Here is a 23,412-nt window from a genome sequence, read left to right on the forward strand (position 1 = left end):
TGACGTAGTTTTGCAGATAAACTTTTTTCTGTGACAGATTCAGATCCCAATTCCGCTATCGTAAAACCCGATCCATTCGCCGCCCTGCGGTATAAAGAATTTAGATCGTTCCTGGGTATGCGATTCTTTTTTACACTGGCCTACCAAATGCAGGCTGTTGTTATAGGTTACCACATTTACGATTTAACACACGATCCCCTAAAACTGGGTTTGGTTGGTTTGTGTGAGGCGATACCCGCTATTGGCATTGCGTTATACGGTGGTTACATTGCCGATAAAAGCGAAAAGCGCGGATTGTTGATCAAGATTTTCGCAGGCGTTTGGCTTGCTTCAGTTTTGATGCTGATTATTACCAGTAAATACCTCCACCTTAAAGAAGACCTGATTGTACTGATTATGTACGGCTTGGTGTTCTGTATCGGTATTGCCCGCGGGTTTTTTGGTCCTGCAACATTCTCCTTAATGGCTAAAATTGTACCTAAAGAACTATATCCAAATTCGAGCACATGGAATAGCAGCAGTTGGCAATTGGCTACCATTATCGGTCCTGTGGCTGGTGGTTTTGTAAACTGGTTATGGGGCATAACGGCCGCTTACAGTTTTATTGTTGTGCTGATATCGATTTCATTGATCTGTATCTTTAACTTCAAAAAACATCCATCTACCTATGTGCCAAAAGAAAATATATTCCATAGTTTAAAAGAAGGGATTCAATTTGTTTTTAAAACCAAGATGATGGTTTGGGCCATGAGTTTAGATCTCTTTTCTGTGTTTTTTGGTGGCGCCGTAGCTTTGTTACCTATGTTTGCAAAAGACGTTTTCCATTTGGGATCTTACGGTTTAGGCATGATGAGGGGAGCGGCATCTTTGGGAGCGGTAATTACAATGCTGGCCATGACCCGTTTTTCGCCAATGGGTAAACCTTGGCGCAATCTGTTAATCGCTGTAACTGGTTTCGGTTTAAGTATAATTTGTTACGGCCTTTCTAAAAACTTTTACCTTACGTTATTTTTCTTGTTCCTCGAAGGATCGTTTGATAGTGTGAGTGTAATTATCCGCCAAACAATTATGCAATTGCTTACGCCTGATGATATGCGTGGGCGCGTTTCGGCTGTAAATAGCATGTTTATCGGTTCTTCGAATGAAATTGGTGAGTTTGAATCAGGTTTATCGGCTAAATTGTTAACACTGGTACCTGCCGTAGTTTTTGGTGGAAGTATGACGATAGCCATCGCTGGTATTACCTGGTTAAAAACAAAATCTCTAACCAAGTTAAGCCTGCAGGATATTAACGAACAGACCACTAAAGCGGCTTAGTTACTATTAGAGTTGTCAACTTTAATAGCCCGTTTGCTAGAAAGTTGACAATGCTAGAAATCAAACAAAAATGGCCCGTGAAAACACGGACCATGGTAAATTTAAAACTTCTTATTCTTTCCCCAGATCAAATAAATAATCGATCCTAGAAAGGGGGCAAGCAATATAATGATAAACCAAAGTACCTTCACCGAGAAACCCATGCTGCTGTTTCTAGAGATGTGATATACCGCTGTTAATATCAGGGCCAGCCAGAGTATGGCTGCAACAATGATGATAATGGCGATCTGATTGCTTTCTATCTGTGCTAATAACATACTAATTGTTTTATGTACTACACTTCAACAATTCTTTCGCCAATTTGTTGACGCCACATGGCCTGATATAAACCATTTTGGGCAATTAACTCTTCGTGTTTACCCTGCTCAATAATATGGCCTTTCTCCAGCACATAAATCCTATCAGCATGCTTAATGGTTGATAAGCGGTGCGCAATTAAAATGGTAATGTGATCCGTTAAATCAGATACCGAACGGATGGTTTTGGTAATCTCTTCTTCTGTAATCGAATCCAGTGAAGAGGTGGCCTCATCAAATACTAAAATATCCGGTTGGCGGAGCAATGCCCTCGCGATAGATAAACGTTGTTTCTCACCACCCGAAACCTTAACGCCACCTTCGCCAATTAACGAATCTAAACCTTTATCGGCCCTGGCCAGTAGCGTTTGGCAGGCAGCCTGCTTCAATACTTTATAACATTCTTCATCTGTTGCGTTCGGGTTTACAAACAATAGGTTTTCCCTTATCGTACCCGAAAACAATTGTGTATCCTGTGTTACGAAACCGATTTTTTCGCGCAGGGCATCTAAATCGATGTCGTGGCTTGGTATACCGTTGTATAATATTTCACCGGCTTTTGGCGGATATAAACCCACCAACAATTTAACCAGGGTGGTTTTACCCGAGCCCGATGGCCCAACGAAAGCAATGGTTTGTCCGTTGTGGGTTTTAAAAGAAATGTTTTCCAAGGCATTTCTGTTGGCCGTTTGGTGTTTAAAACCAACTTCGTTAAAAGTTAAATCTTTAATCTTCTGTATAGAAGTTGGGTTTTCCGGTTTCTTGTCAATCGGTGTATTTAAGATCTTTTTAAAGTTGCCCAACGATACTTCGGCCTCACGCCAGGTTAGGATTACATTACCAAGCTCTTGTAGTGGGCCAAAAAGGAAGAACGAATAAAAAAGGAAAGAAAAATACTGACCGGCAGAAATGGTATTATCGAAAATTAACAACAGTAAAACCAGTACCATTGTACTGCGCACCAGGTTTACCGTAGTGCCCTGAACAAAACTCATACTGCGTACGTACTTCACTTTTTTAAGCTCGAGCCCCAATATTTTATAAGTAGTTTTGTTCAGTCTTTCAATTTCCTGATCGGCCAATCCCAAACTTTTTACCAGTTCGATGTTGCGCAAAGATTCGGTTGTAGAACCCGCCAAAGCGGTGGTTTCGCCAACAATAGAGCGTTGGATGGTTTTAATTTTACGGCTTAAAAACCAGCTCACAAAACTGATGATCGGAATGGCGGAGAAATAAACGAGCGTAACTTTATAGCTTACCGAAACCGAGTATACGATAACGAAAATCATTCCGATTAAGCTTACAAAAAGGATACTGATAAATGCGGTAATAAACTTCTCCGAATCTAAACGTACCTTTTGCAAAATACCCAGGGTTTCGCCACTGCGCTGATCTTCGAAAACCTGATAAGGCAATTTTAAAGAGTGCTGTAAACCATCGGCGTACATTTTGGCGCCTACTTTCTGAACAATTACGCTGGTAAAATAATCCTGAAAGTTTTTGGCAATACGCGAAACCATCGCTGCTCCAATAGCCAGACCGATTAAACCAAGCGAACCCCAAAGGTACTGGTTATAGGTTAACGAATCTTTTTTATTGATAAAGCGGTCTAAAATACGCCCTGTAATGTATGGATCTAAAAGTGAAAAGCCAATATTTATACCTGCAAGCAATAGTGCCAAAGCCACAATCCACTTGTGGTGTTTCAGGTAGTTAAGTAATAATCCCATGAAAGTTTTGTTGTTTGTGAATGCAAACATAAAAAAAGGGAACGGATAAAAATCCATTCCCTCTTTTTATGACTTTAAGCTAAGATAATTAGCCAATTTTTGTTTAAAATCCGTAACGTAAACCGATCTGTGCCTGCCAAGGGGTACCCGTTGGTATAACGATACCGGTATTGTTTACACGGTAGTTGTAATTAGAAGCAGCCGCATCAAAACCTGTAACTGCATATAATGCCTGCGTACCTAAAGTTTCTGATGTACCCCAGGTTTTCTTAAACAAGTTGGCTACATTAAACAAATCACCAGAAATTTCGATACTTTGTTTTTTACCGCGCCCGAATTTAATCTGGTAGGCCAGTCTTAAATCAATTGTACCATAAAAACCATTGATACCGCCATTACGCTCGGCAAAGGTACCCTCATACTTAGTGATATAATCTTTCAAACTCTGGCTTGCAGCGCCATTATCCAATAAAGTTTGTAAACCAGTTCTAAGTGCTGCTGGTACATTGGTATTTGATCTGTCGAAGATATAGGCTAAATCGTTTGTTGCAACAAAATCGCCATTGGTATTACCACCAGATAATAAACTATATCTAGTACCACCAATACCCGAATAACGAATACCGGCTTTAATACCATAAAATGATGGTAAGGTTCCGTAAACTACCACTTTGTTTCTGAACTGACCATTTGAATAGGTCATTTTGCTTAAGTTTCTTGGATCGTCTATAACAGGTAATGATAGTGTAGCTGAGTTGGCCACATTACCGTTGTAAGAGGTGTTGTCTTTGGTATCATTCCAGGTATAACTTGCTGAAATTTCCCCGTCTTTAAAGTACTTCCAGGTACCATCTATAACAACAGCAAATTGATTTACTTTACCTTGGCTGTTCAATTCCAGCACACGGCCAAATTGATTGGTTAAACGGCCTCTTTTCCAATCTGTAGTTCCATTACCGGGAATGATACTGTTTGCAGGTACATAAACACCCCTGTTTCCCTCATTTGATAAGGTGAAGAAAGGGTTAGCAACCATATTCCGGTCAACATACATGTAGTTGTTGCGTGCTAAAGTTGCATAACCGGTGATACCTATCCTTATTTTATCATTTATTAATTTGTTATATGATAGGTTGGCTTTATAAACCACTGGTACTTTAGCATCATCAGCATAAGTGTTTATGGTAGGGATTTGTAATGCAGGTAAAGTTGGTGCTGTAGCGGTTCCGTTTCTGTAGCCGATAAAGTCTGGGGTGGGTACACCTGTTCCCGTAACATCAACTGTTGCCAGGTGTTTACCATCAAATGTTAAGTTGTTAATGGTTACATAGTTGTTAACATCCGATCCGAAAATACCTGCGCCTAAGCGAAGGTAGTCGGTATGGTTTTCGTTCACATCCCAGTTAAACTGGATACGGGGCTGAATTAAAAATTGTTTTAACTCATGGTCTGTTCTTACACCGATAGCATCAAATAATTGTTGATTTAATGGTGATGTTGGGTACTTGCTATAATCTAAACGTAAACCACCTATAAAATCTAAACCTTTGCCTAGTTTGGTTTGCATCTGGCCGTAAATTGCAGTATTCCATAACTTGCCTACAACAGTTGGATCAGCAACTAACGGAACTTCTCGGTAATAACTGATTGGTATTAAATTATCGAAGTTTTGTAGAGCCGTTGGATCGGTTGCTCCGGTGCCTGATCTGTTAAATGTAAAACGACCATTTACTTCACTACCATACAATGATTTTGCATGGGTATACATGATATCTACACCAAATGTGTATTTAATTTTGTCTGTATTATAATATAAGTTATCTACCAATTGCAACACGTTATTGGTAAAACCTTCCTGGCCAAAACGGTGACCGCCAATTTGAACAGCTGTAAATAAATTGCCAGCTGGAGTAGTAGATTGTAAGTTAGAAACTACCGCTCTTGGTATAGCAAAACCTAATTCATCATTTTGCGTACTGGCTTGGTAGGTGTACAAATGCTGCAATTTTAATTCATTGGTAACTTTGCTGCTAATGGTTGAACGTAAGGTGGCCAATAAACTATTATCAACGTTTTTGTCATTACCGTAACTTTCGTAAAAGTTGATAGCCGTATTATCGGCCAATCCTAGCGGATTTCTATCGTTGGTATAGTTATCCCTAACCGTTAATAAATTCTTTTCATCAATCTGCCAATCTAAACGTAAGAAACCGGCATCCGTTCCCCGCTTTTTATCGAAAGAACCAAATTGCGGCGTGCTGGCAACACCATATTTATTTCTGGCAACCGCTAAGAAATTATTTAATGTGGCATTTGTAATGTTGAAACGGGCAACATCCGCATCCGAGTTAATATCAGCAATAATTAATGGGCGCGAGTCTCTTTGGTGATCCCAAGCGGCAAAATAATGCAATTTGTCCTTGATAATAGGGCCGCCTAAACTAAAACCATACTGATAAGTTGAAAAATCGTTCATTCTTCTGTTTCCTCTGATGTCATACTTACTCGCAAGGAAATCAGCCCGGTTATAAGCAAAAGCACTACCGGTAATCTCGTTTGTACCAGATTTGGTTACAGCGCTGATGGTACCACCACCTGAACGGCCCAAACTCACATCGTATTGATTGGTTACTACTTTAAACTCTCTCACACTTTCAATAGAGATAGAATAAGGTGCACCACTACGACTGGTTGTACTACCTGCCGAAGTTGGGTTTTTGGCGGTCATACCATCAATGGTGAAGTTGGTAGAAGAACCTAGCTGACCAGATATACCACCTGGACCAGCCAAAGGAGACAAATCGGTTAAGCTCGAGAAATTACGGCCGTTTACTGGCAACAAGTTCATCGTTTTTGATGAAATCTCGGTAGAGGCGCCAAACTGTTGCGCTTTATTTTTTAACGAAGATGCATTAACCTCTACGCCATCAAGGGTTTGAGCAGTTTCCTGCATGTTAATGACAATCTTAACTGCATCGCCCTGGTTTAACATATAACCAGTTCTGTTCTGCTCTGCATAACCGATATAAGCAGCTTTTACCGTATAAGGGCCACCCAATGGAAGCTCTTTAAAAGTATACTCCCCCTGCGCATTGGTTGAGGTTCTGGTGGTAAAACCAGTAGAGTTATTCCTGATCTGTACCGAAACCCCAGGGATGGGTTTCTTTTGCTGATCGGTAATTACACCTGAAATTGATGCCTGTGTAGTTTGGGCCAAGGCTGCGTTATGGGTATAACACAGCAGTAGCAACACGGCCATTAGTAAATTTTTCATCATGATTAGTTTCTGATTTTTTATGATGACAAAGATGTTAATGCTGTGTTAAGCTGAATTCGATTTAATATTATATAATGGTTTAGAAATTCGCTCAATGTTAAGAAATCAACGGAGGTGCATTACAACCATTGCTTAATTAAGTACCACGGTGGTTAAGCAAGGCCTTATAATTATCGATGTTTTGATTAAGCATATTAATGGTACTTGCCCATGGTTGTGCACCATCGCTCACATCAAAATTAGCGTTTAACCCCGTACATAATTTTTGATAAAGCGCATTGGCTGTTTTGCGTAATGCTTTTATATTGTCGGTTGGGGCCGCGGCTAAGGCTTCGTTGCGGTTAGCAAAGGCAATGGTAAAACTATTGTTGGCCTGTTCGAGTTCTGTTAACCAGCCAGCTAGGTTTAACTGGTTTACCGCCTGTTGCAGTTCGGGCTTGTTGTTCAAATCGTTTATAATGTTTCGGAGAACGGTGGTTTCACCCTGATAACTTCCTTTTGCTATCCGCGGGCCAAATAAATTTAGGTAGGTTGTTAGGGTTTTTGCATGTTTCGCCATTTCGGGGTTGGCACTGTAGGTAAATGCCTTTACCTGAAACACGATTCCGTTTATTGCATTATCCCTGCGCCGATCGAGTGTTTCTATTTCGTCCGTAACCACACTCCCTTTAGGATTTTGGAACAACTTTTCTATTTTATCCTTTACCTGAAACAGGGCATGGTACTGTGCATTTACTTTGAGGGCTTCGGGATTGTTCTTTAATACGATATCCAAAGTGTCGGTTAAGAATTGTATGTACTCGCTGTTACGCAGCAGAAGAAGTGTGAGGTTAGTGATCATATCACGTAATTTTTAACATGTTATATTCGAAATGTAGAAAGCTCCCTCCCTAGGGGAGCAGGCTTTCTAATACTATTTATGTTGCCATCCGCCGGGGACGGGACTTTCTATATCTTATTATTTCATCCTTCAGGCTGTGGCTGCTTATCAAAGTAATTGAAGTCCCTCTACCATGAAAGCAGTTGCGCAGCCTATAAAAAAAAGCTATAGTAGTTACAGCCATAACTATATCTTTTAAGGCTAAGCCCCAGTTAAATAAAAAGTGGGATGATTGTGTTGAGCCTAATGGTTTTAATTATAGCTCGGTATGTAATACGTTAAACTAAATGCAACGCATTTTTGGGATAGCCAAATGTAAGCTTAATGTTGGTTAAAAAGAGCATTAAATTTGAATATTAACTCTGCTGCTTTAGTCGGGATGAGGGGTTGGGAATCTTTCAATGATAGCGGAGTTCTGGCCAGAGCGTCATTGCGAGGCACGAAGCAATCCTAATGCGTGCACTAGTAGCGATTGTTGTAAGATTGCTTCGTGCCTCGCAATGACGGAATTTTTATTAAACTCTGTCAATAGCAGGTGCTGGTGCACGCCTCCCGCGTGTGCAATTGAATAAAGCAATGAAGGAAATTGATGTAAACGGTCTTCTGCGCTACCATTGAAAGACACCTATAGAACTAATCGTCATCTCTACTGAAGTGCAGCGGAATGGAGAGATCTATTAGGAAAGATTTCTCGACTGCGTTGCACTCCGCTCGAAATGACGATCTCAGAGGGACTGTCATCAAGTGAATAAAACGCATAAAAAAACGGCCGATAAGCATATCGGCCGCTTCTGATTTAAGTTAAGCATTTAGCGATTGTCAGTTTGCAAAGCAGCAATCCAACAATCCATCAATTTAACAGTTCTAACAATTAACCATGTGTACAGTTTTCAGTTGACAATTTTCAATTAGCAATTTAACAATGCAACAATTAGGCAATTGAACGGTTTGCAATTAACAGTTAACCAGTTCTAACAATTAACCAGTTAACCATCAAAAAAGCTATTTCTTCTCAGCGGTATATTTATCGCTGAACTTTTTATCCAATTGTTTGTGCAGGTTATCGAGGTTAATGTCCCTACCTTGAATAAAGGCCTGCTCAACTTTGTTGGTGCGCATATCCAAAGCATCGCCGGCAGAGATAAAGAACGTAGCATCTTTACCCGTTTCTATGCTGCCTGTGGTTTTATCAACCCCCATGGCTTTAGCTGCGTTTAAGGTAATGGTAGATAAAGCTTTTTCTTTATCCAATCCCCAGGCGGTAACAGTACCGGCCATAAAAGGTAGGTTGCGCTGTTGCCAGTAACCATCAATACTCAATACCACATTTAAACCGGCATTGGCCAATACGGCCGCATTTTTATAAGGCATGTTTACATCATCATCGTTGTTGTTGGGTAAAGCATGAGGTTGTTTAACCACCAAGGTAATGTTGTTTTCTTTTAAGAAATCGATAATGAGGTAAGCTTCATCAGCACCAGTAATTACCGGAGTGATACCGAATTTCTTGGCGAAATTCACCGCCGCAACAATATCCTTCTGACTATCTGCTGCGATAAATAGTTTTTCGCTGCCAGAAAATACTTTTTTCATGGCTTCGAAACGGGTGTTGATCACTTCGGGTTTACTGATTTCCGAATAGGCTTTGGCTTCGGCAAAGAACGAAGTTAACTGGGCAACGGCTGCCTGTGTTCTTTCAGACAAGGCCTCTGGCGATTGCGGTGAACGGCCGAAGCCGCCAAAGCCACCTCTAAAACGGGGGGTAACCGGCCAGGTCATGTGCATGGCATCATCCGTTTTAAGTGCAGCGTCTTCCCAGTTCCAGGCATCGAGCTGAACCACTGATGAACTGCCCGAAACCGTACCGCCCTGAGGCGTTGGCTGCGCCATTAAAATGCCGTTGCTGCGCAAGGTTGCCGGCACTTTCGAATCAGTATTGTAGGCTACAATAGAGCGGATGTGCGAGTTGTAATCGCCAATTTCCTGAAAATCCAATGTTGCCTTTACCGCCTCAATTTCTGTTAAGCCTAAATTGGTTGTTGCGGCAATAAAACCAGGGTAAATGTGCTTGCCTGTAGCCACAATGCGTACCACATCATCCTGTGGTACCTGACCGTTGGCGGTAACCGAAATAATTTTTCCGTTGCCAAAAAGGATGGTACCGTTTTCGATTACGCTACCATTGCCCACGTGTACGGTTGCACCTGTAATGGCGATGGTTTTGCTCTGTTTCTTGGCCGGCGAAATGTTTGCCTGCGCAAAACACATCAGGCTTGTTGCCGATAAAGCCAGACTGAATAAATATTGTTTAGTGTGCATGTTCTTTCTCGGTTAATTCTGCTGAATAGTTTTCTAAAGTTTCGCAATTGTAAAGGCGTGGGGCATCGCCCATAGGGCGTTGTGTACGGCCGCCTTTGCTTTTGCTTTCTAACATTTTTTGGATCAGGCGTGCCTTTTCTGTTTGTTGTGCTTTAATTACCTGCGCATCTTTTTCAAGGTCCCAGTAAGCTACACCATCTACGAAAGTTTTTTCTGCTTTGGCATAAATAGAAAGCGGATTAGCTGTCCAGATTACCACATCGGCATCTTTGCCTGCCTTTAAACTGCCCACTTTATCATCAATGTGAAGCATTCGGGCAGGGTTCAAGGTTACAAATTTTAAAGCATCCTCTTCAGGAACGTTACCGTATAATACCGATTTTCCAGCCTCCTGGTTTAAGTGACGGGCCATTTCGGCGTCATCAGAATTAAAGGCAGTGGTAACACCTACATTGTGCATAATCTTTCCGTTATAAGGAATGGCTTCGGCCACCTCGTTTTTATAAGCCCACCAATCAGAAAATGTTGAACCTGCAATTCCGTGCGCCTTCATTTTATCGGCTACTTTATAACCTTCCAAAATGTGTGTAAAGGTGTTGATCTTGAAGCCTAAACTATCGGCCACGTGGATAAGCATGTTAATTTCGCTCTGTACATAAGAGTGGCAGGTAATAAAGCGTTTGTTGTTCAGTATTTCAACAATGGCATCCAGCTCCAGGTCTTTGCGTACATTATTGCCCTTAACCGATAAGGCTTTGGCATATTCTTTTGCGCGGGTAAACTCATCAACAAAAGTTTGCTCAACCCCCATACGGGTAACCGGGAAACGTGCACCGGTACCGAAATTGCTCTGTTTTACGTTTTCGCCCAGGGCAAATTTGATAAAGCCATCAGCTCCGGCAAATTTTAATTCCTCGGGCGATTTTCCCCAACGCAGCTTAATCAATTGCGACTGGCCGCCAACCGGGTTGGCCGATCCATGTAAAATATGAGAGGTAGTAACACCACCGGCCAACTGGCGGTAAATGTTCACATCTTCTGAGTTGATGATATCGGCAATGCGTACTTCGGCAGAAACCGATTGTGCACCTTCGTTAATACCACCAGCGCCAGCAATGTGCGAGTGTTCATCAATAATGCCGGCAGTAATGTGTTTGCCTGTAGCATCAATCACTTTGGCGCCACTGGCCGATAGGTTTTTACCCACAGCTTTAATCTTGCCGTTTTCTAAAAGTACATCAGCATTTTGGAGTACACCATCTTTCTCATTGGTCCAAACGGTACCATTTTTAATCAACACCGTTTCTGCCTTTGGTAGTTCTGCAGCACCAAATGCGGTAAATGGATAAATTACAGTACCTAAAGCCAAAGTAGCCTTTGGTTCGTCCTTTTTAGGTGTTTCTTTTGCTGCTTCTTTATACGTTGCGGTAAACTTTCCGGTAGTACCATCAGCCAATGCCGATTCGCCTTTAATGGTAAGCGGGTTTGCCGAAGTAATGTAACCGCTTAAACGGATATCGCCTTTAGGGTTTTTCTTTAAGTTGAAATTTATGCTGACCCAATCGCCATTTCTGGTAAAGGTAGCGGTTGTTTTTACGCTGTCTGCACCGATCCTTTCAATAGCAGCGGTAGAACCACCGCTAGTACCGGTAATTTTTAGGGTCAGCGCGCCAACACCATCAACATTTAAATTGTAAGTACCGCGCACATCGCTAACATCCATTTTATTTACGATGAAGCGTTTGCCCTGCACCCAGTTTTCGAAAATGATGTTGCCATTTTTAAACAGGTTATCCGAAGAGATTAAAAAGTTGGCTACTTTTCCTTTTTCCAGCGAACCTACTTTATTATTAATGCCTAAAAGTGCCGCTGGTATCTCGGTAACCGATTGTAAAGCCTGCTTTTCGGTTAAGCCGTTTTCTATTGCAGTGCGGATGTTGGTCCAAAAATCGCGGCTGTTTTCTAAACCAAAAGCGGTTAAGGCAAACCTGATCCCTGCTTTTTCTAATGCAGCCGGATTGGTTGGTGCCAGTTCCCAGCCTTTCATCTGCGATAAACTTACGTTTCTGGCTTCTGCCGGGTCTTCAACATCGTAAGCTTTAGGGAAAGTTAAAGGGATAATTAAACTCGCGCCCGTAGCTTTAACTTCGTTTATGCGCTGATATTCATCTCCTGTAGATTTGATGATGTATTTCTTGCCAAATTCTTTCCCGATTTTATCGGCACGGAGAATATTCTGCCAGCCATCTACTTCAAAAATCTGTGGAATGGTTTGCTGCTTGCCAAATTCATCAAGCGAGATGTTGTATTCGTCTTTCTGTTTACCATACCATTGTGCATCGTAATAGGTTTGGCGCAACAAGGCTATTGAACCCATTAATGAGGTTGGATAATCGTTAGATGAAGTACCTTTGTTAAACGAATAGTTTGCTGCGGTCTGATCTTTTAAAATCACATTGTTATCCGCATCTTCATTTAAGGTTACTGCCGCAGAAACGCCACGGGCAATGCCATCACGGCTGATTACGTTAACACTTCCAAAACCTACCTTGCGCAGTTCGTCTGCTTTTTTACTATCGGTAGAAAAGATGCTTTTTACATAAGTCTCAGGTCTGATGGCTTCGTTCCATCCGTAAGCACCTTTCTTGGTCGATACAAAAATAGATTGACGCTGACCACCAAAGCCGCGTTGTTGTGCAGCTGCTTCGGCAAGGCCATAGCTGGTAAAAGCATCAACCAAAGAAGGGTAGATAAATTTGCCTTTCAAATCTACCACCACATAACCTTTGGGTACAGCTAAACCTGCTCCAACAGCCTGAATGGTTTGTCCTTTGATTAAAAGTGTAGCATTTGTTAGGGTTTGGTTGGCATTAACTACAATTGTTGCATTGGTAAAGGCAAACATTCCAGGCCTGGTATCAAAAGAGCCGTTAACAGGGAAGGAGGTTTGCTGGGCGAACAGAAATGTAGTAGAAAATACCAGCCCAATGGCGAGTAAAATTTTCTTCATAATAAGTTTAGGGTTTAATTTGTTTAAAACTAATATAAATTAGTGTTCATATTGCCGAATATCCTATTTTTTACAATTAATGTCTATTTTTGACTCATAGAAATTTATTGATATGAACGATATTTTAAAAAGTGCCCACTCCGGGTGGCGCTATGTAGTTTTTCTTTTGTTAATTATCGCTGTTGTTAAAGCTTTATCTGGCTGGTTCGGCAATAAAGCTTATACAGAAGGGGATAGGAAGCTAAATGTTTTCGCTTTAATCAGCGCACACATCCAATTGTTGATTGGTTTAGTGCTATATTTTAGCGAGGGCTGGTACAAACTGAGCAGTGCAGGCGCGCCAGCGGTGCGTTATTTTAAAATGGAGCACATCAGCATGATGATTGTGGCCATTATTTTAATTACTGTGGGCAATGCAAAGTCGAAAAAAGTTACTGAAGCGGTGGCGAAGCACCGTACCATTTCGGTTTTCTTTGGTTTGGCATTGATTTTAATTATCGTAACCATTTTATTAATGGTTAAGGAAGTACCAGGAAGATCGTTTTTTGGGGTTTCTTAAATTAGGCTGATTACCATTTGTGGTTCTTTATTTATACATCCTGCCCGGTTAAAGGGCGGGATTTTTTTTTGGAATTTAACCGCAAACAACGCAGAGGGCAGGCGCAGATGCCGCTGAGTAGGATGTGCTAACTAGTATTTTCTGCGGAGATCTTCTTTAATCAGCGGGCTTTATTATTAAGTGTTCCCGCAGATTGCGCTGATTTACGCAGAGGGTTTCATTACCTCTGTGGCAACAGAATGCAACAAAAAAAGTCTTAGTGGGAAGATAAAACGTGTAAGAGATATAGCTCCCTTTTACCGTCATCTCGATCCGATAGCTATCGGATGAAACGCAGTGGAATGGAGAGATCTGCAGCATAGATTTCTCGATTTCGTTGCACCCGATAGCTATCGGGTCCGCTTGAAAGGACGACAATTTGTAAAAAACCTTTGCCTGGTCAGTTTCTCCCTTAGCGGCTAACCAAACCAACACCTAATACTATCATTTTATCAAGAAAACTTACCGTTCACTCAATTATTTTCATAAATATTTCCGTTTTTCAAAATTCTTTATATTTTTGTGGCTCATGATCAACAATATACATACATGGCTTTGGCAAAGTAATTCGAAAACGGATTGCGCTGGCTGCGTATGAAAAAAATATAGTTTATCAACCTAAACCTTATAAAAGAACCATTAAAGCCCGGCGTAGAACCACACGCCGGGTTTTTTATTGTTTAAAAAATAATTTAACTCGCGATTGAAAACCATTAAAACAATCGCGGAAACACATTAAAATGATGCATAAGATTAATACCACTTACAAAAAACTACTTGCCGATACCACCACGCCAGTAAGCATTTACCTGCGCCTGCGCGATGTATATCCGAACAGTATCCTGCTCGAAAGTTCCGACTACCACAGCAGGGAAAACTCCATGAGTTTTGTGTGTGCTGATCCCGTGGCCGGTATTATTTTAAAAGGCCAGCGCCTGGAAACCTATTTCCCGGATGGAACAGTAGAAATTAAGGAAAGTAAAAACCTGATTGATGAAATTGCCGATTTTAAGGATAAGTTTAAAGAAACCGAACTGCCTGAAATCAAATTTATTTCGAGCGGTTTATTCGGTTATTTTACCTGGAATGCGGTTCAGCACTTCGAAGACATCAAATTTACCTCCGAAACCCCCGAAGGAGAGGAAATCCCGGAAATGCAATACCACCTTTACCGTTACATCATAGCTATTGATCATTTTAAAAATGAAATCACGCTTTTCAAAAATACTTTCGAGGGTGAGGAAGAAGGTGGACTGGAGAAAATGGAATACCTGATCCAGAACAAAAACTATCCCGAGTATAAGTTTCAGATCAGAGGTGAAGAATCATCCAACTTAACCGATGAAGGCTTTATGCAGCTGGTAGAAAAACTGCAAAAGCACATTTACCGGGGTGATGTTTTTCAGATTGTACCTTCGCGCGCATTTAAGCAGGCTTTTTCGGGTGATGAATTTAATGTTTACCGCTGCTTGCGCTCCATTAACCCCTCTCCATACCTGTTTTACTTTGATTACGGCAATTTCAAACTTTTCGGCTCCTCGCCAGAAGCGCAGATTACCATTAAAAATAATTCGGCCAATATTTTTCCTATCGCTGGTACCTTTAAACGCAGTGGAAACGATGTGGAAGACGCCGAACAGGCCAGAAAATTAGAGCAGGATCCTAAAGAAAGTGCCGAACACGTAATGCTGGTAGATTTGGCCCGAAACGATTTGAGCAGGCATTGTAACCGGGTAGAAGTAAAATCATTTAAAGAAGTGCAATACTATTCGCACTTGATACACTTGGTAAGTAAAGTAAGCGGTCATTTGCAGGAAAACGTGAGTGCCTTCAAGGTAGTTGCCGATACTTACCCTGCAGGTACTTTAAGCGGTGCGCCAAAATACAAAGCCATGCAGCTGATTGATGAAAACGAAAAGCTGGGAAGGAATTTCTATGCAGGAGCCATCGGTTTTATGGGCTTTAACGAAGATTTTAACCACGCAATTATGATCAGGACGTTTATGAGCAAAAACAACGAGCTGCATTACCGTGCGGGAGCAGGCATTGTAGCCGATTCTGTTCCTGAAACCGAAATGCAGGAAGTAAACAATAAAATTGCTGCTTTGCGTAAAGCAGTGCAAATGGCAGAAAACATTTAACCAGGGTAAAAATGATAGGTTCACCAGAAAGCTGTAAGAATATAAATGAGATCCGCTTAGCTATTGATACTATCGACCAACAGGTTATTCAATTGATTGGGGAAAGATTTAAATATGTAAAGGCAGCCTCCAGATTTAAGGTAAACGAAGAGGCGGTTAAAGCTCCCGAAAGATTTAAAAATATGCTTTTACAAAGGCGGGATTGGGCGGAAGTAGCAGGTTTGAACCCTGACATTATTGAAAAAGTATACAGTGATCTGGTAAACTATTTTATCAGTGAGGAAATAAAAAATTGGAATATTGAAAATGGAAACAAATAATAAAGTTCTGGTAATCGATAATTACGACAGTTTTACCTATAATTTGGTTCACTTAATTAACGAAGTTGGTTATGAAGCCGAAGTTTGGAGAAATGATAAATTCGAATTGGCAGATGTAGATAAATACAGTAAAATCTTACTTTCTCCTGGTCCGGGTATTCCGGAGGAAGCAGGTTTATTGCTGGATGTAATTAAAACCTACGCGCAAACCAAAAGTATTTTTGGGGTATGTTTAGGGCAGCAGGCAATTGCCGAAGTTTTTGGCGGTACCTTACTTAACCTCGGTAGGCCAATGCATGGAATTGCAACCCCTGTAACGGTAGTAGATGGCGATGAACCCTTATTCTGGGAATGCCCGCAAACGATAAATGTTGGGCGTTATCACAGCTGGGTGGTAAGCAAAGATAATTTCCCGTCGTGCTTAAAAATTACAGCCCGCGACCACAAGAACGAAATTATGGCTTTAAGGCACGAAACGCTTGATGTGCGTGGTGTACAGTTCCACCCCGAAAGTGTGCTCACAGAGTATGGAAAACAAATGATGGAGAACTGGTTAACAAATTAAGAATTGTCCTGCCGGTCGTCATCCTGAACTTGTTTCAGGATCTCAGTTTACTGAATTAGTTAAATTTTAGATGAGGCTATATTATAAGCTTTTTTCTTAAATTTTGTCACGTTGAGCCTGTCGAAACGCCTCGCAAGAAGTTAATAAAGGTCCTTCGACAAGCTCAGGATGACAATTATATATTTATGATGCCTTCTTAACAGATTGATAGATGAACATACTAGATAAAATCGTACTACGTAAAAAAGAAGAAGTTGCTGCGGCCAAAGCACTTGTTTCGATACAGGATTTGGAAAATGCGGTGCATTTTAAAAGAACACCGCATTCTTTTAAAGAGTTTTTATTGGCGACAGACCGTACCGGAATTATTGCGGAGTTTAAACGCCGTTCGCCTTCAAAGGGATTAATTAATGGTATTGCCGATGTTGCAGAAGTAACGCAGGCTTACAACGCGGCCGGAGCATCTGCACTTTCCGTTTTAACTGATGTTGATTTCTTTGGTGGTAAAACCGACGATATACTTGCGGCCAGGGCTGCAAATGATATTCCGGTTTTAAGAAAAGACTTTATGATCGATGAATACCAGATTCTGGAGGCAAAAGCCTGGGGAGCTGATATCATTTTGTTGATCGCATCTATCTTAAGCCCGAAACAGATTAACGATTTTGGAAAATTTGCGCAGGATTTAGGCTTGAATGTACTTTTAGAGGTTCACAACCTGGAAGAGCTGGAGCGGAGCATTAGTCCGAACCTCGATGCAATTGGCGTAAATAACAGAAACCTTGCTGATTTTACCGTGGATATTCAAACCTCATTTGATCTGGTAAACAGAATTCCCGACGAGTTTCTGAAAATTTCGGAAAGCGCCATCAGCAATCCGCAAACCATAAAGGAATTAAAAGCCGCCGGCTTTAACGGATTTTTGATCGGCGAAAACTTTATGAAAACCGATAATCCGGGAGCTTCCATAAAAGAATTTGTAGCGCAGATTTAGCTTTTATAAAAACCTGGATCGTCGTCCTTGTTTGTAACGATGACGTATGTGTAAGGCGATTTTATCGCTGTTTGTATTTCTCTTTATGTGCATTATAAATGCACCTCTCGGCAATCCCCGTTACAAACGGGGATTATATAAAAAACCTATACGTATGTTAGTACCATTAACTTCCGAAGTTTGCAGGCACCTTGGCCTTCTAAACTTCGGAAGTCTTTACGGCTAAAATTTACGTTCGCAAATTTTGTATCTTTGCTTCAATTACATGGGAAAACAGAAATTTTATGATACTGCCATAGTGCAGGAACGGGTAATTTTAGTGGGGGTAGTTACCCCAGGCGAAAAAGAAGCCCAAACAAAAGAATATTTAGATGAGCTGGCCTTTTTGGTAGATACAGCTGGTGGGAAGGTGGAAAAGGTTTTTACACAGAAAATGCTCAAGCCAGAGCGTGCTACTTTCGTTGGTACAGGTAAACTGGAAGAAATTAAGGCCTATGTAAAATCGGAAGAAATTGATGTAGTGGTTTTTGATGACGAATTATCGCCATCGCAACTGCGCAACATCGACCGTGAACTTGGTGTTAAGGTTTTGGATAGAAGTAATTTGATCCTAGATATTTTTGCCGGCAGGGCCCAAACTGCACAGGCAAAAACACAGGTAGAATTAGCACAGTTACAATATGTTTTGCCCCGCCTAACCGGTATGTGGACCCACTTGGAACGCCAAAAGGGCGGTATCGGGATGCGTGGTCCGGGTGAAACCCAGATTGAAAGTGATAGACGTATAATCTTGAACAAGATCTCTTTGTTAAAAGAGCGTTTAAGAAATATAGACAGGCAGAACGAAACGCAGCGTAAAAACCGTGGTCAATTAATTAGGGTAGCTTTGGTGGGTTACACCAACGTAGGTAAATCTACCATTATGAACATGCTTTCTAAATCGGAAGTGTTTGCAGAGAACAAGTTATTTGCCACATTAGATACTACTGTACGTAAGGTGGTGATTGAAAATTTGCCTTTCTTGTTATCAGATACGGTTGGATTTATCCGCAAGCTGCCCCATCATTTGGTAGAATGCTTTAAATCTACTTTGGATGAAGTGCGTGAAGCTGATCTGCTGATCCACGTGGTTGATGTTTCACATCCTAATTTTGAAGATCAGATTAATACCGTTAACGAAACGTTGAAGGATATAGGTGCAATTGATAAAGACATGATCCTGGTTTTTAATAAGATCGATGCCTATGTTTCGCCAGAGGTTGATGATGAAGAAGATGATGGTAAATTAACCCTCGAAGAGTTTAAAAAGAGCTGGATGAGCCATGATAAGGTGCCTGTACTATTTATTTCGGCCACACAGAAAGAAAACCTCGAGGAGTTTAAAACACTACTATACGAGAAGGTTAAAGCTGCTCACGTAGCGCGGTACCCGTATGATAGTAACCTTTTATATTAATAACCAAATTGCAATAATCAATTTTCAAACAAATAGCGATAGAATATTACCAGATTAGTGGCGGTTTGATAATTGAATATTGGTAATTTTAAACCTTATCAATTTAATTTTATGGATCGTGTATGGTCTGATAATTGATTATTGGTAATTGATAATTATAACATTATGGAAAGTAAACGTCAGCAGAAATTTGCAGGAGTATTACAAGAGGAGTTAGCACAGGTTTTTCAGCGAGAAGGTGCTGCATTTCTGCCCAATACATTGGTAACCATTACCCGCGTCCGGGTATCGCCAGATTTGGCAGTGGCGAAGGTTTACCTGAGTTTTTTTAACACCAACAACACAACGCTTTCTATCAATACGGTAAATGCGCATGCAGGCGAAATCAGATATAAACTCGGCAGCAGGATCCGCCATCAGGTAAGGGTAGTGCCCGAACTTACATTCTTTGTAGATGATACCAACGAGTATGTAGAGCGCATGGACCATCTTTTTGATAAGATTGCAAAAGAGCCTAGGCAAAAGGACGAAGACAGCGAATAATATAGGTGAGGAAGCTTAGGGAACCCGTAAATTTCTTCACACACTTTATACCGGCATTAATCGCTATACCGGCAGGATATGTTTTGCTCCAAAAATGCAATATACCCATTGAATATACGGCCGCTTGGATTTACAGTATCGGTACCTTTATTCTCTTTGGTGTAAGCGCCATGTACCACGGCTATCCGGCTACTGAATACGGCGTGCGTTTTTGGCAAAAATTTGATCATTGTTGTATTTATTTGATGATTGCGGGCTCTTACACGCCAACAGCTCTATTGGTTTTTGATGGTTGGCTGCGTTGGAGCTTGTTTGCCATTGTATGGATTATTGCACTGGTAGGTTGCCTGCTCAAAATCTTTAACCGCTTAAAAAGTACTGCAATATCTTTAACCATCTACATTTTAATGGGCTGTTTAATTGTGCCTTTGTTGCAGAAAATGCTCGGTACTTTACCCTTGGGCGCTATTTTTTGGTTGCTTTTTGGTGGTGTTTTCTACATCGGCGGCACTTATTACTATGCAAAGGACAAACAGCTCTATAGGTGGATGCACAGCCACGAACTTTGGCACCTATTCGTAATCGGTGGTGCCTTATCTCACTATATTTATAACTTCGTTTATATTTTTAAATAGCTTTATAAATGCAGCATTTCAGTCAGGTTATTCAGTCTGCTATTTCGTTGATGGGGAAGGTTGTCGATTTCGATGTGGAAAAGGATCAGTTATTGCCTTTGGATTTTACGGCAGCAAACACCGAATTAACAGATGGAATTTTAACTGATATCGATCTGTTTTCGGATTGGGTTAACGAAAAGCTGGCCAAAAACAATGCCCGATACGGAATTGGCGGTTATAATGAGCATCGGACAATCTATTCGCGGAGTGCACATTTTGATACTGGAGAAGAGCCACGCAGGTTACATTTGGGCGTAGATATTTGGGGACCGGCAGGAACGCCGATTTACAATTTTTATGATGCAACCGTGCACAGCTTTGCTGATAACAATAACCATGGCGATTACGGGGCCACCATTATTTTAGCTTACAATATAGCTGGATTTGAATTTAATGCGCTTTACGGGCACTTAAGTTTAGCATCGTTAAATGGCTTGGCAGAAGGTAAATTTATCCCGGCAGGAACTCCATTTGCCGAACTGGGTACAAAAGACGAGAATGGCTGTTGGCCGCCACATCTGCATTTTCAACTAATTGAAGATATGCAGGGATTAAAAAGCGATTATCCAGGCGTTTGTAGATTTAGCGAAAGAGAAAAATATCTGGCCAATTGCCCCGATCCGGAGCTTGTTTTGAGATCTACTTTTTCTTAGGGCAAAAATCTTTAACCACAGAAGCAAGGAGAAAGGCACTGAGCACACAGATCGCCTTTTCCGAGATCGTCATTTCGAGCGTAGCCGAGAAATCTATATGTTTGGCCACGGATTCACTGAAGGCACGGATTATTGATCTTACGTCTTGCCGGCAGGCTGCTCTTATTTTCATGGGTGCTTATACGAAAGAGAAAAATATCTGGCCAATTGCCCCGATCCGGAGCTTGTTTTGAGATCTACTTTTTCTTAGGGCAAAAATTTTTAACCACAGAAGCAAGGAGAAAGGCACTGAGTACACAGATCTCCTTTTCCGGGATCGTCATTTCGAGCGTAGCCGAGAAATCCATATGTTTGGCCACGGATTCACTGAAGGCACGGATTATTGATCTTACGTCTTGCAAGCAGGCTGCTCTTATTTTCATGGGTGCTTATACTTCTGTGTTTTCTGTATCTCCGTGGCAAAAAAATGTTCAAACATACATTTTTAACCACAGAGACCACAAAGAAAGGAGCTGAGCACAAGAGATTTTTATAATAGGAGAGATGCTGAAATAAATTCAGCATGACGATTACGCATGCGGCAAAATAGATAGGCCTTTCAGCTTTTTTTAGTAAATTAGTATAATGAAAAAGCTATTAACCATCTGTTTACTTTTTTGCTGTTCGTTGGCTTTGGCCCAGGTACAGTTTAAATCAGGTAAGAGTGGTTTTACCAATTTTTTAAGGGAGAATACCATCTATCCACAGTTTTCGAAAGATAACTGCATTCAGGGAACGGTAAATGTAAGTTTTAAGCTCGATGAACAGGGCAGGGTATATTTTTCGAAAGTGAGCAAAGGTATTTTAACCGATTTAGATGAAGAAGCACTGCGCTTGGTTCGTTTAAGTAGCGGTAAATGGCAGGTTCCGGCGGGTTACGATACCACGGTTTCTATCGTTGCACCGGTTAACTTTAAGCTTGATGGTTATAACTGCGAAGGTAAATCGAACAATGATATTCAGGAAGCAATCCGTACTTACCTGGCAGAAGAAGGCTTAACCAATTCTGTCATCAATTTTTATAAAAATATAGACCAGGCAAAACCTGGACAGGAAGTTCAGATCATGGCCATTAAAAACCAGCTGGGCATAGACGATGATTACCTGGACGATAGGATTAAAATGGGACTGAAAAAAATAAAGCAAGGTGATAAGCAAGGTGCCTGCGAAGATTTTAACTTTGTTAAATATATGGGGAGTAAAAAGGCTGATGAATATTTGGCCAAATACTGTAAGTAATTATTAATGAAGAACACCGCAAAATTTTTCGCCTTATTGGATATCATCAGTATCGTTTTACTGGCCAAACAGTTCTGGCAGATTTTAACACACTTAAATGAAATACCCGATCAGGTACTGTCTCAGGCCAAAGTGATACTGCTGCTGCCTTTATTTGTATCGTTATTTATTTCGGCGGCAGGTTTAATCTTATTTAAAAAATTTGGCTTTATCACTTATTATATCCAGTTTCCTTTCCGTTTGGTGGTATGGGTGTTTTCTATCGGTTTTATCACCTATCTGCCCGAACTTTTACATCTGGGCGAAAGGTGGTTTGATATCTTGTTCCGTATCTGTTTTATCGCCGAATTCTTTAGGCTGTATTTTACCATCAAAATACAGAGGCAAAACTTAAATTAAGCTTTCGGCAGAACCACAGTAATTGCGGCAGGTATAATGCTGGCTGTTACGGTATTTACCCTGCCAATATATTCTCCATCTACCTGGAAGTGTGCCTTGTGCTTTGATGAAACTTTTACCTCAGCGGTTTGGAATACCTCAATTTTTTTGGGGTTAAATGGAAGTTTGGTTATCCATATCTTCAAAATTTCCAGGTAAGAATAATCTTTTACCAAAACCACTTCAAAAAGCTCATCGTCTAATTTTCCATTCGGATTTATCTTTAACCCAGAACCGTACATGGTTGCATTGGCAATGGCTACCATGGCCGCTTTCGAAGTAACGGTTTCATTCTGCAACTTCAGCTGTACCTCCATTCTTTTGTGGTTCCATAACGCATGCCAGGTGGCTTTTGCATATCCCCACATCCCGCGCTGCGGTAGCGTATCGAATTTTTTTACCAGATAGGCGTTAAAACCGAGGTCGGATAAATGGATGCAGATTTCGTTGTTTAACTTAACCACATGTATTTTCTGTAGGCTTCCTTCTTCCAAAATGGCCAAAGCCTCTTCAATAGCTGTTGGTATGCCCAGTTCTTTTGCCATCCCGTTGGCAGAACCGGCAGGCACAATACCGATGGGTGTTTTGGTGTTTAACAGGCATTCGGCTACCAGCTTAAGGGTTCCATCGCCACCAACGGCTACCACACGGTCGGCCTTTGCTTTTGCAATTTTCTCTTTTATCTTATCCAGAGAGCAATCTTCTGGCAGTTCGAAAAGATCAATTGTTGTATCTTTTGCCTTAAAATGTGCATTAATTACTTCTTTTAAATTAATATCGTGGCTGCCTGAGCCTGGATTGATGATGAACAGTAATTTCATGCGGTTGCTTATGTTTACATCACAAACAACTTTTAACAA

19 protein-coding genes are annotated in these 23,412 nt (G+C 41.0%); 12 read left to right on the forward strand and 7 right to left on the reverse strand.

The window, feature by feature from the left end; genetic code table 11:
- Positions 1-30: 30 nt before the first annotated feature.
- Positions 31-1,317 (forward strand): MFS transporter, encoded by a 1,287-nt coding sequence (locus ACS5PU_RS10485; RefSeq protein ID WP_439459235.1) that lies wholly within the window; start codon positions 31-33, stop codon positions 1,315-1,317.
- Positions 1,318-1,418: 101 nt separating this feature from the next.
- On the opposite strand, the gene ACS5PU_RS10490 is transcribed toward ACS5PU_RS10485, so the two are convergent.
- The 6 genes from ACS5PU_RS10490 to ACS5PU_RS10515 all read right to left on the reverse strand — a co-directional run bounded on the left by ACS5PU_RS10490 (position 1,419) and on the right by ACS5PU_RS10515 (position 12,889).
- Positions 1,419-1,634 carry a PLDc N-terminal domain-containing protein gene (locus ACS5PU_RS10490; RefSeq protein WP_439459236.1) on the reverse strand — a complete coding sequence of 72 codons (216 nt, stop codon included), beginning with the start codon at positions 1,632-1,634 and terminating at the stop codon, positions 1,419-1,421.
- Positions 1,635-1,651: 17 nt separating this feature from the next.
- Positions 1,652-3,403, reverse strand: coding sequence for an ABC transporter ATP-binding protein (locus ACS5PU_RS10495; protein ID WP_439459237.1), 1,752 nt, complete (start codon positions 3,401-3,403; stop codon positions 1,652-1,654).
- Positions 3,404-3,506: 103 nt separating this feature from the next.
- The gene (locus tag ACS5PU_RS10500; RefSeq protein WP_439459238.1) at positions 3,507-6,680 is read right to left on the reverse strand and encodes a carboxypeptidase regulatory-like domain-containing protein; all 3,174 of its coding nucleotides are present in this window, start codon (positions 6,678-6,680) and stop codon (positions 3,507-3,509) included.
- 136 nt (positions 6,681-6,816) lie between these two features.
- Positions 6,817-7,521, reverse strand: coding sequence for a DUF6261 family protein (locus ACS5PU_RS10505; RefSeq protein WP_439459239.1), 705 nt, complete (start codon positions 7,519-7,521; stop codon positions 6,817-6,819).
- 1,041 nt (positions 7,522-8,562) lie between these two features.
- A complete protein-coding gene (locus tag ACS5PU_RS10510; protein WP_439459240.1) occupies positions 8,563-9,879 on the reverse strand; it encodes an amidohydrolase family protein in 1,317 nt (438 codons plus the stop codon).
- The gene (locus tag ACS5PU_RS10515; protein WP_439459241.1) at positions 9,869-12,889 is read right to left on the reverse strand and encodes an amidohydrolase family protein; all 3,021 of its coding nucleotides are present in this window, start codon (positions 12,887-12,889) and stop codon (positions 9,869-9,871) included. The genes ACS5PU_RS10510 and ACS5PU_RS10515 overlap by 11 nt, the downstream gene beginning before the upstream one ends.
- Before the next feature lie 112 nt (positions 12,890-13,001).
- Here ACS5PU_RS10515 and ACS5PU_RS10520 point away from each other — a divergent pair, with 112 nt between their 5' ends.
- From ACS5PU_RS10520 to ACS5PU_RS10570, 11 genes are all read left to right on the forward strand, one after another.
- Positions 13,002-13,448: a cytochrome B gene (locus ACS5PU_RS10520; protein ID WP_439459242.1), complete on the forward strand. Its 447-nt coding sequence runs from the start codon at positions 13,002-13,004 to the stop codon at positions 13,446-13,448.
- Positions 13,449-14,227: 779 nt separating this feature from the next.
- Entirely contained in the window at positions 14,228-15,628 is a 1,401-nt protein-coding gene (locus ACS5PU_RS10525; protein WP_439459243.1) for an anthranilate synthase component I family protein, read from the forward strand.
- Between the two features lie 11 nt (positions 15,629-15,639).
- Positions 15,640-15,948: an isochorismate lyase gene (locus tag ACS5PU_RS10530; protein ID WP_439459244.1), complete on the forward strand. Its 309-nt coding sequence runs from the start codon at positions 15,640-15,642 to the stop codon at positions 15,946-15,948.
- Entirely contained in the window at positions 15,935-16,513 is a 579-nt protein-coding gene (locus ACS5PU_RS10535; RefSeq protein WP_439459245.1) for an anthranilate synthase component II, read from the forward strand. The genes ACS5PU_RS10530 and ACS5PU_RS10535 overlap by 14 nt, the downstream gene beginning before the upstream one ends.
- 211 nt (positions 16,514-16,724) lie before the next feature.
- Positions 16,725-17,507 carry an indole-3-glycerol phosphate synthase TrpC gene (gene trpC / locus ACS5PU_RS10540; RefSeq protein WP_439459246.1) on the forward strand — a complete coding sequence of 261 codons (783 nt, stop codon included), beginning with the start codon at positions 16,725-16,727 and terminating at the stop codon, positions 17,505-17,507.
- Positions 17,508-17,772: 265 nt separating this feature from the next.
- A complete protein-coding gene (gene hflX / locus ACS5PU_RS10545; protein ID WP_439459247.1) occupies positions 17,773-18,963 on the forward strand; it encodes a GTPase HflX in 1,191 nt (396 codons plus the stop codon).
- Between the two features lie 165 nt (positions 18,964-19,128).
- Entirely contained in the window at positions 19,129-19,506 is a 378-nt protein-coding gene (gene rbfA, locus ACS5PU_RS10550; protein ID WP_025143353.1) for a 30S ribosome-binding factor RbfA, read from the forward strand.
- A gap of 5 nt (positions 19,507-19,511) precedes the next feature.
- Positions 19,512-20,141 carry a PAQR family membrane homeostasis protein TrhA gene (trhA, locus tag ACS5PU_RS10555; RefSeq protein ID WP_439459248.1) on the forward strand — a complete coding sequence of 210 codons (630 nt, stop codon included), beginning with the start codon at positions 19,512-19,514 and terminating at the stop codon, positions 20,139-20,141.
- Between the two features lie 8 nt (positions 20,142-20,149).
- On the forward strand, positions 20,150-20,836 hold the full coding sequence (locus tag ACS5PU_RS10560; RefSeq protein ID WP_439459249.1) for a peptidoglycan DD-metalloendopeptidase family protein: 687 nt from the start codon (positions 20,150-20,152) through the stop codon (positions 20,834-20,836).
- Positions 20,837-21,460: 624 nt separating this feature from the next.
- Positions 21,461-22,114, forward strand: coding sequence for a TonB family protein (locus tag ACS5PU_RS10565; protein WP_439459250.1), 654 nt, complete (start codon positions 21,461-21,463; stop codon positions 22,112-22,114).
- 6 nt (positions 22,115-22,120) lie between these two features.
- A complete protein-coding gene (locus tag ACS5PU_RS10570; protein ID WP_439459251.1) occupies positions 22,121-22,513 on the forward strand; it encodes a hypothetical protein in 393 nt (130 codons plus the stop codon).
- Here the strand turns inward: ACS5PU_RS10570 and ACS5PU_RS10575 are convergent.
- Positions 22,510-23,373: a diacylglycerol/lipid kinase family protein gene (locus ACS5PU_RS10575; RefSeq protein ID WP_439459252.1), complete on the reverse strand. Its 864-nt coding sequence runs from the start codon at positions 23,371-23,373 to the stop codon at positions 22,510-22,512. The genes ACS5PU_RS10570 and ACS5PU_RS10575 overlap by 4 nt on opposite strands.
- Positions 23,374-23,412 lie beyond the last annotated feature (39 nt).

It is taken from the genome of Pedobacter sp. GSP4, assembly GCF_051857575.1.
Classification (GTDB): domain Bacteria; phylum Bacteroidota; class Bacteroidia; order Sphingobacteriales; family Sphingobacteriaceae; genus Pedobacter.

Coding starts and splice junctions, on each gene's coding strand:
- ACS5PU_RS10575 (WP_439459252.1), bottom strand. CDS start 23,373: ATGAAATTACTGTTCATCATCAATCCAGGCTCAGGCAGCCACGATATT.
- ACS5PU_RS10570 (WP_439459251.1), top strand. CDS start 22,121: ATGAAGAACACCGCAAAATTTTTCGCCTTATTGGATATCATCAGTATC.
- ACS5PU_RS10520 (WP_439459242.1), top strand. CDS start 13,002: ATGAACGATATTTTAAAAAGTGCCCACTCCGGGTGGCGCTATGTAGTT.
- ACS5PU_RS10500 (WP_439459238.1), bottom strand. CDS start 6,680: ATGATGAAAAATTTACTAATGGCCGTGTTGCTACTGCTGTGTTATACC.
- ACS5PU_RS10510 (WP_439459240.1), bottom strand. CDS start 9,879: ATGCACACTAAACAATATTTATTCAGTCTGGCTTTATCGGCAACAAGC.
- ACS5PU_RS10515 (WP_439459241.1), bottom strand. CDS start 12,889: ATGAAGAAAATTTTACTCGCCATTGGGCTGGTATTTTCTACTACATTT.
- ACS5PU_RS10565 (WP_439459250.1), top strand. CDS start 21,461: ATGAAAAAGCTATTAACCATCTGTTTACTTTTTTGCTGTTCGTTGGCT.
- hflX (WP_439459247.1), top strand. CDS start 17,773: ATGGGAAAACAGAAATTTTATGATACTGCCATAGTGCAGGAACGGGTA.
- ACS5PU_RS10560 (WP_439459249.1), top strand. CDS start 20,150: ATGCAGCATTTCAGTCAGGTTATTCAGTCTGCTATTTCGTTGATGGGG.
- rbfA (WP_025143353.1), top strand. CDS start 19,129: ATGGAAAGTAAACGTCAGCAGAAATTTGCAGGAGTATTACAAGAGGAG.
- ACS5PU_RS10495 (WP_439459237.1), bottom strand. CDS start 3,403: ATGGGATTATTACTTAACTACCTGAAACACCACAAGTGGATTGTGGCT.
- ACS5PU_RS10535 (WP_439459245.1), top strand. CDS start 15,935: ATGGAAACAAATAATAAAGTTCTGGTAATCGATAATTACGACAGTTTT.
- trpC (WP_439459246.1), top strand. CDS start 16,725: ATGAACATACTAGATAAAATCGTACTACGTAAAAAAGAAGAAGTTGCT.
- ACS5PU_RS10525 (WP_439459243.1), top strand. CDS start 14,228: ATGATGCATAAGATTAATACCACTTACAAAAAACTACTTGCCGATACC.
- ACS5PU_RS10505 (WP_439459239.1), bottom strand. CDS start 7,521: ATGATCACTAACCTCACACTTCTTCTGCTGCGTAACAGCGAGTACATA.
- ACS5PU_RS10530 (WP_439459244.1), top strand. CDS start 15,640: ATGATAGGTTCACCAGAAAGCTGTAAGAATATAAATGAGATCCGCTTA.
- ACS5PU_RS10490 (WP_439459236.1), bottom strand. CDS start 1,634: ATGTTATTAGCACAGATAGAAAGCAATCAGATCGCCATTATCATCATT.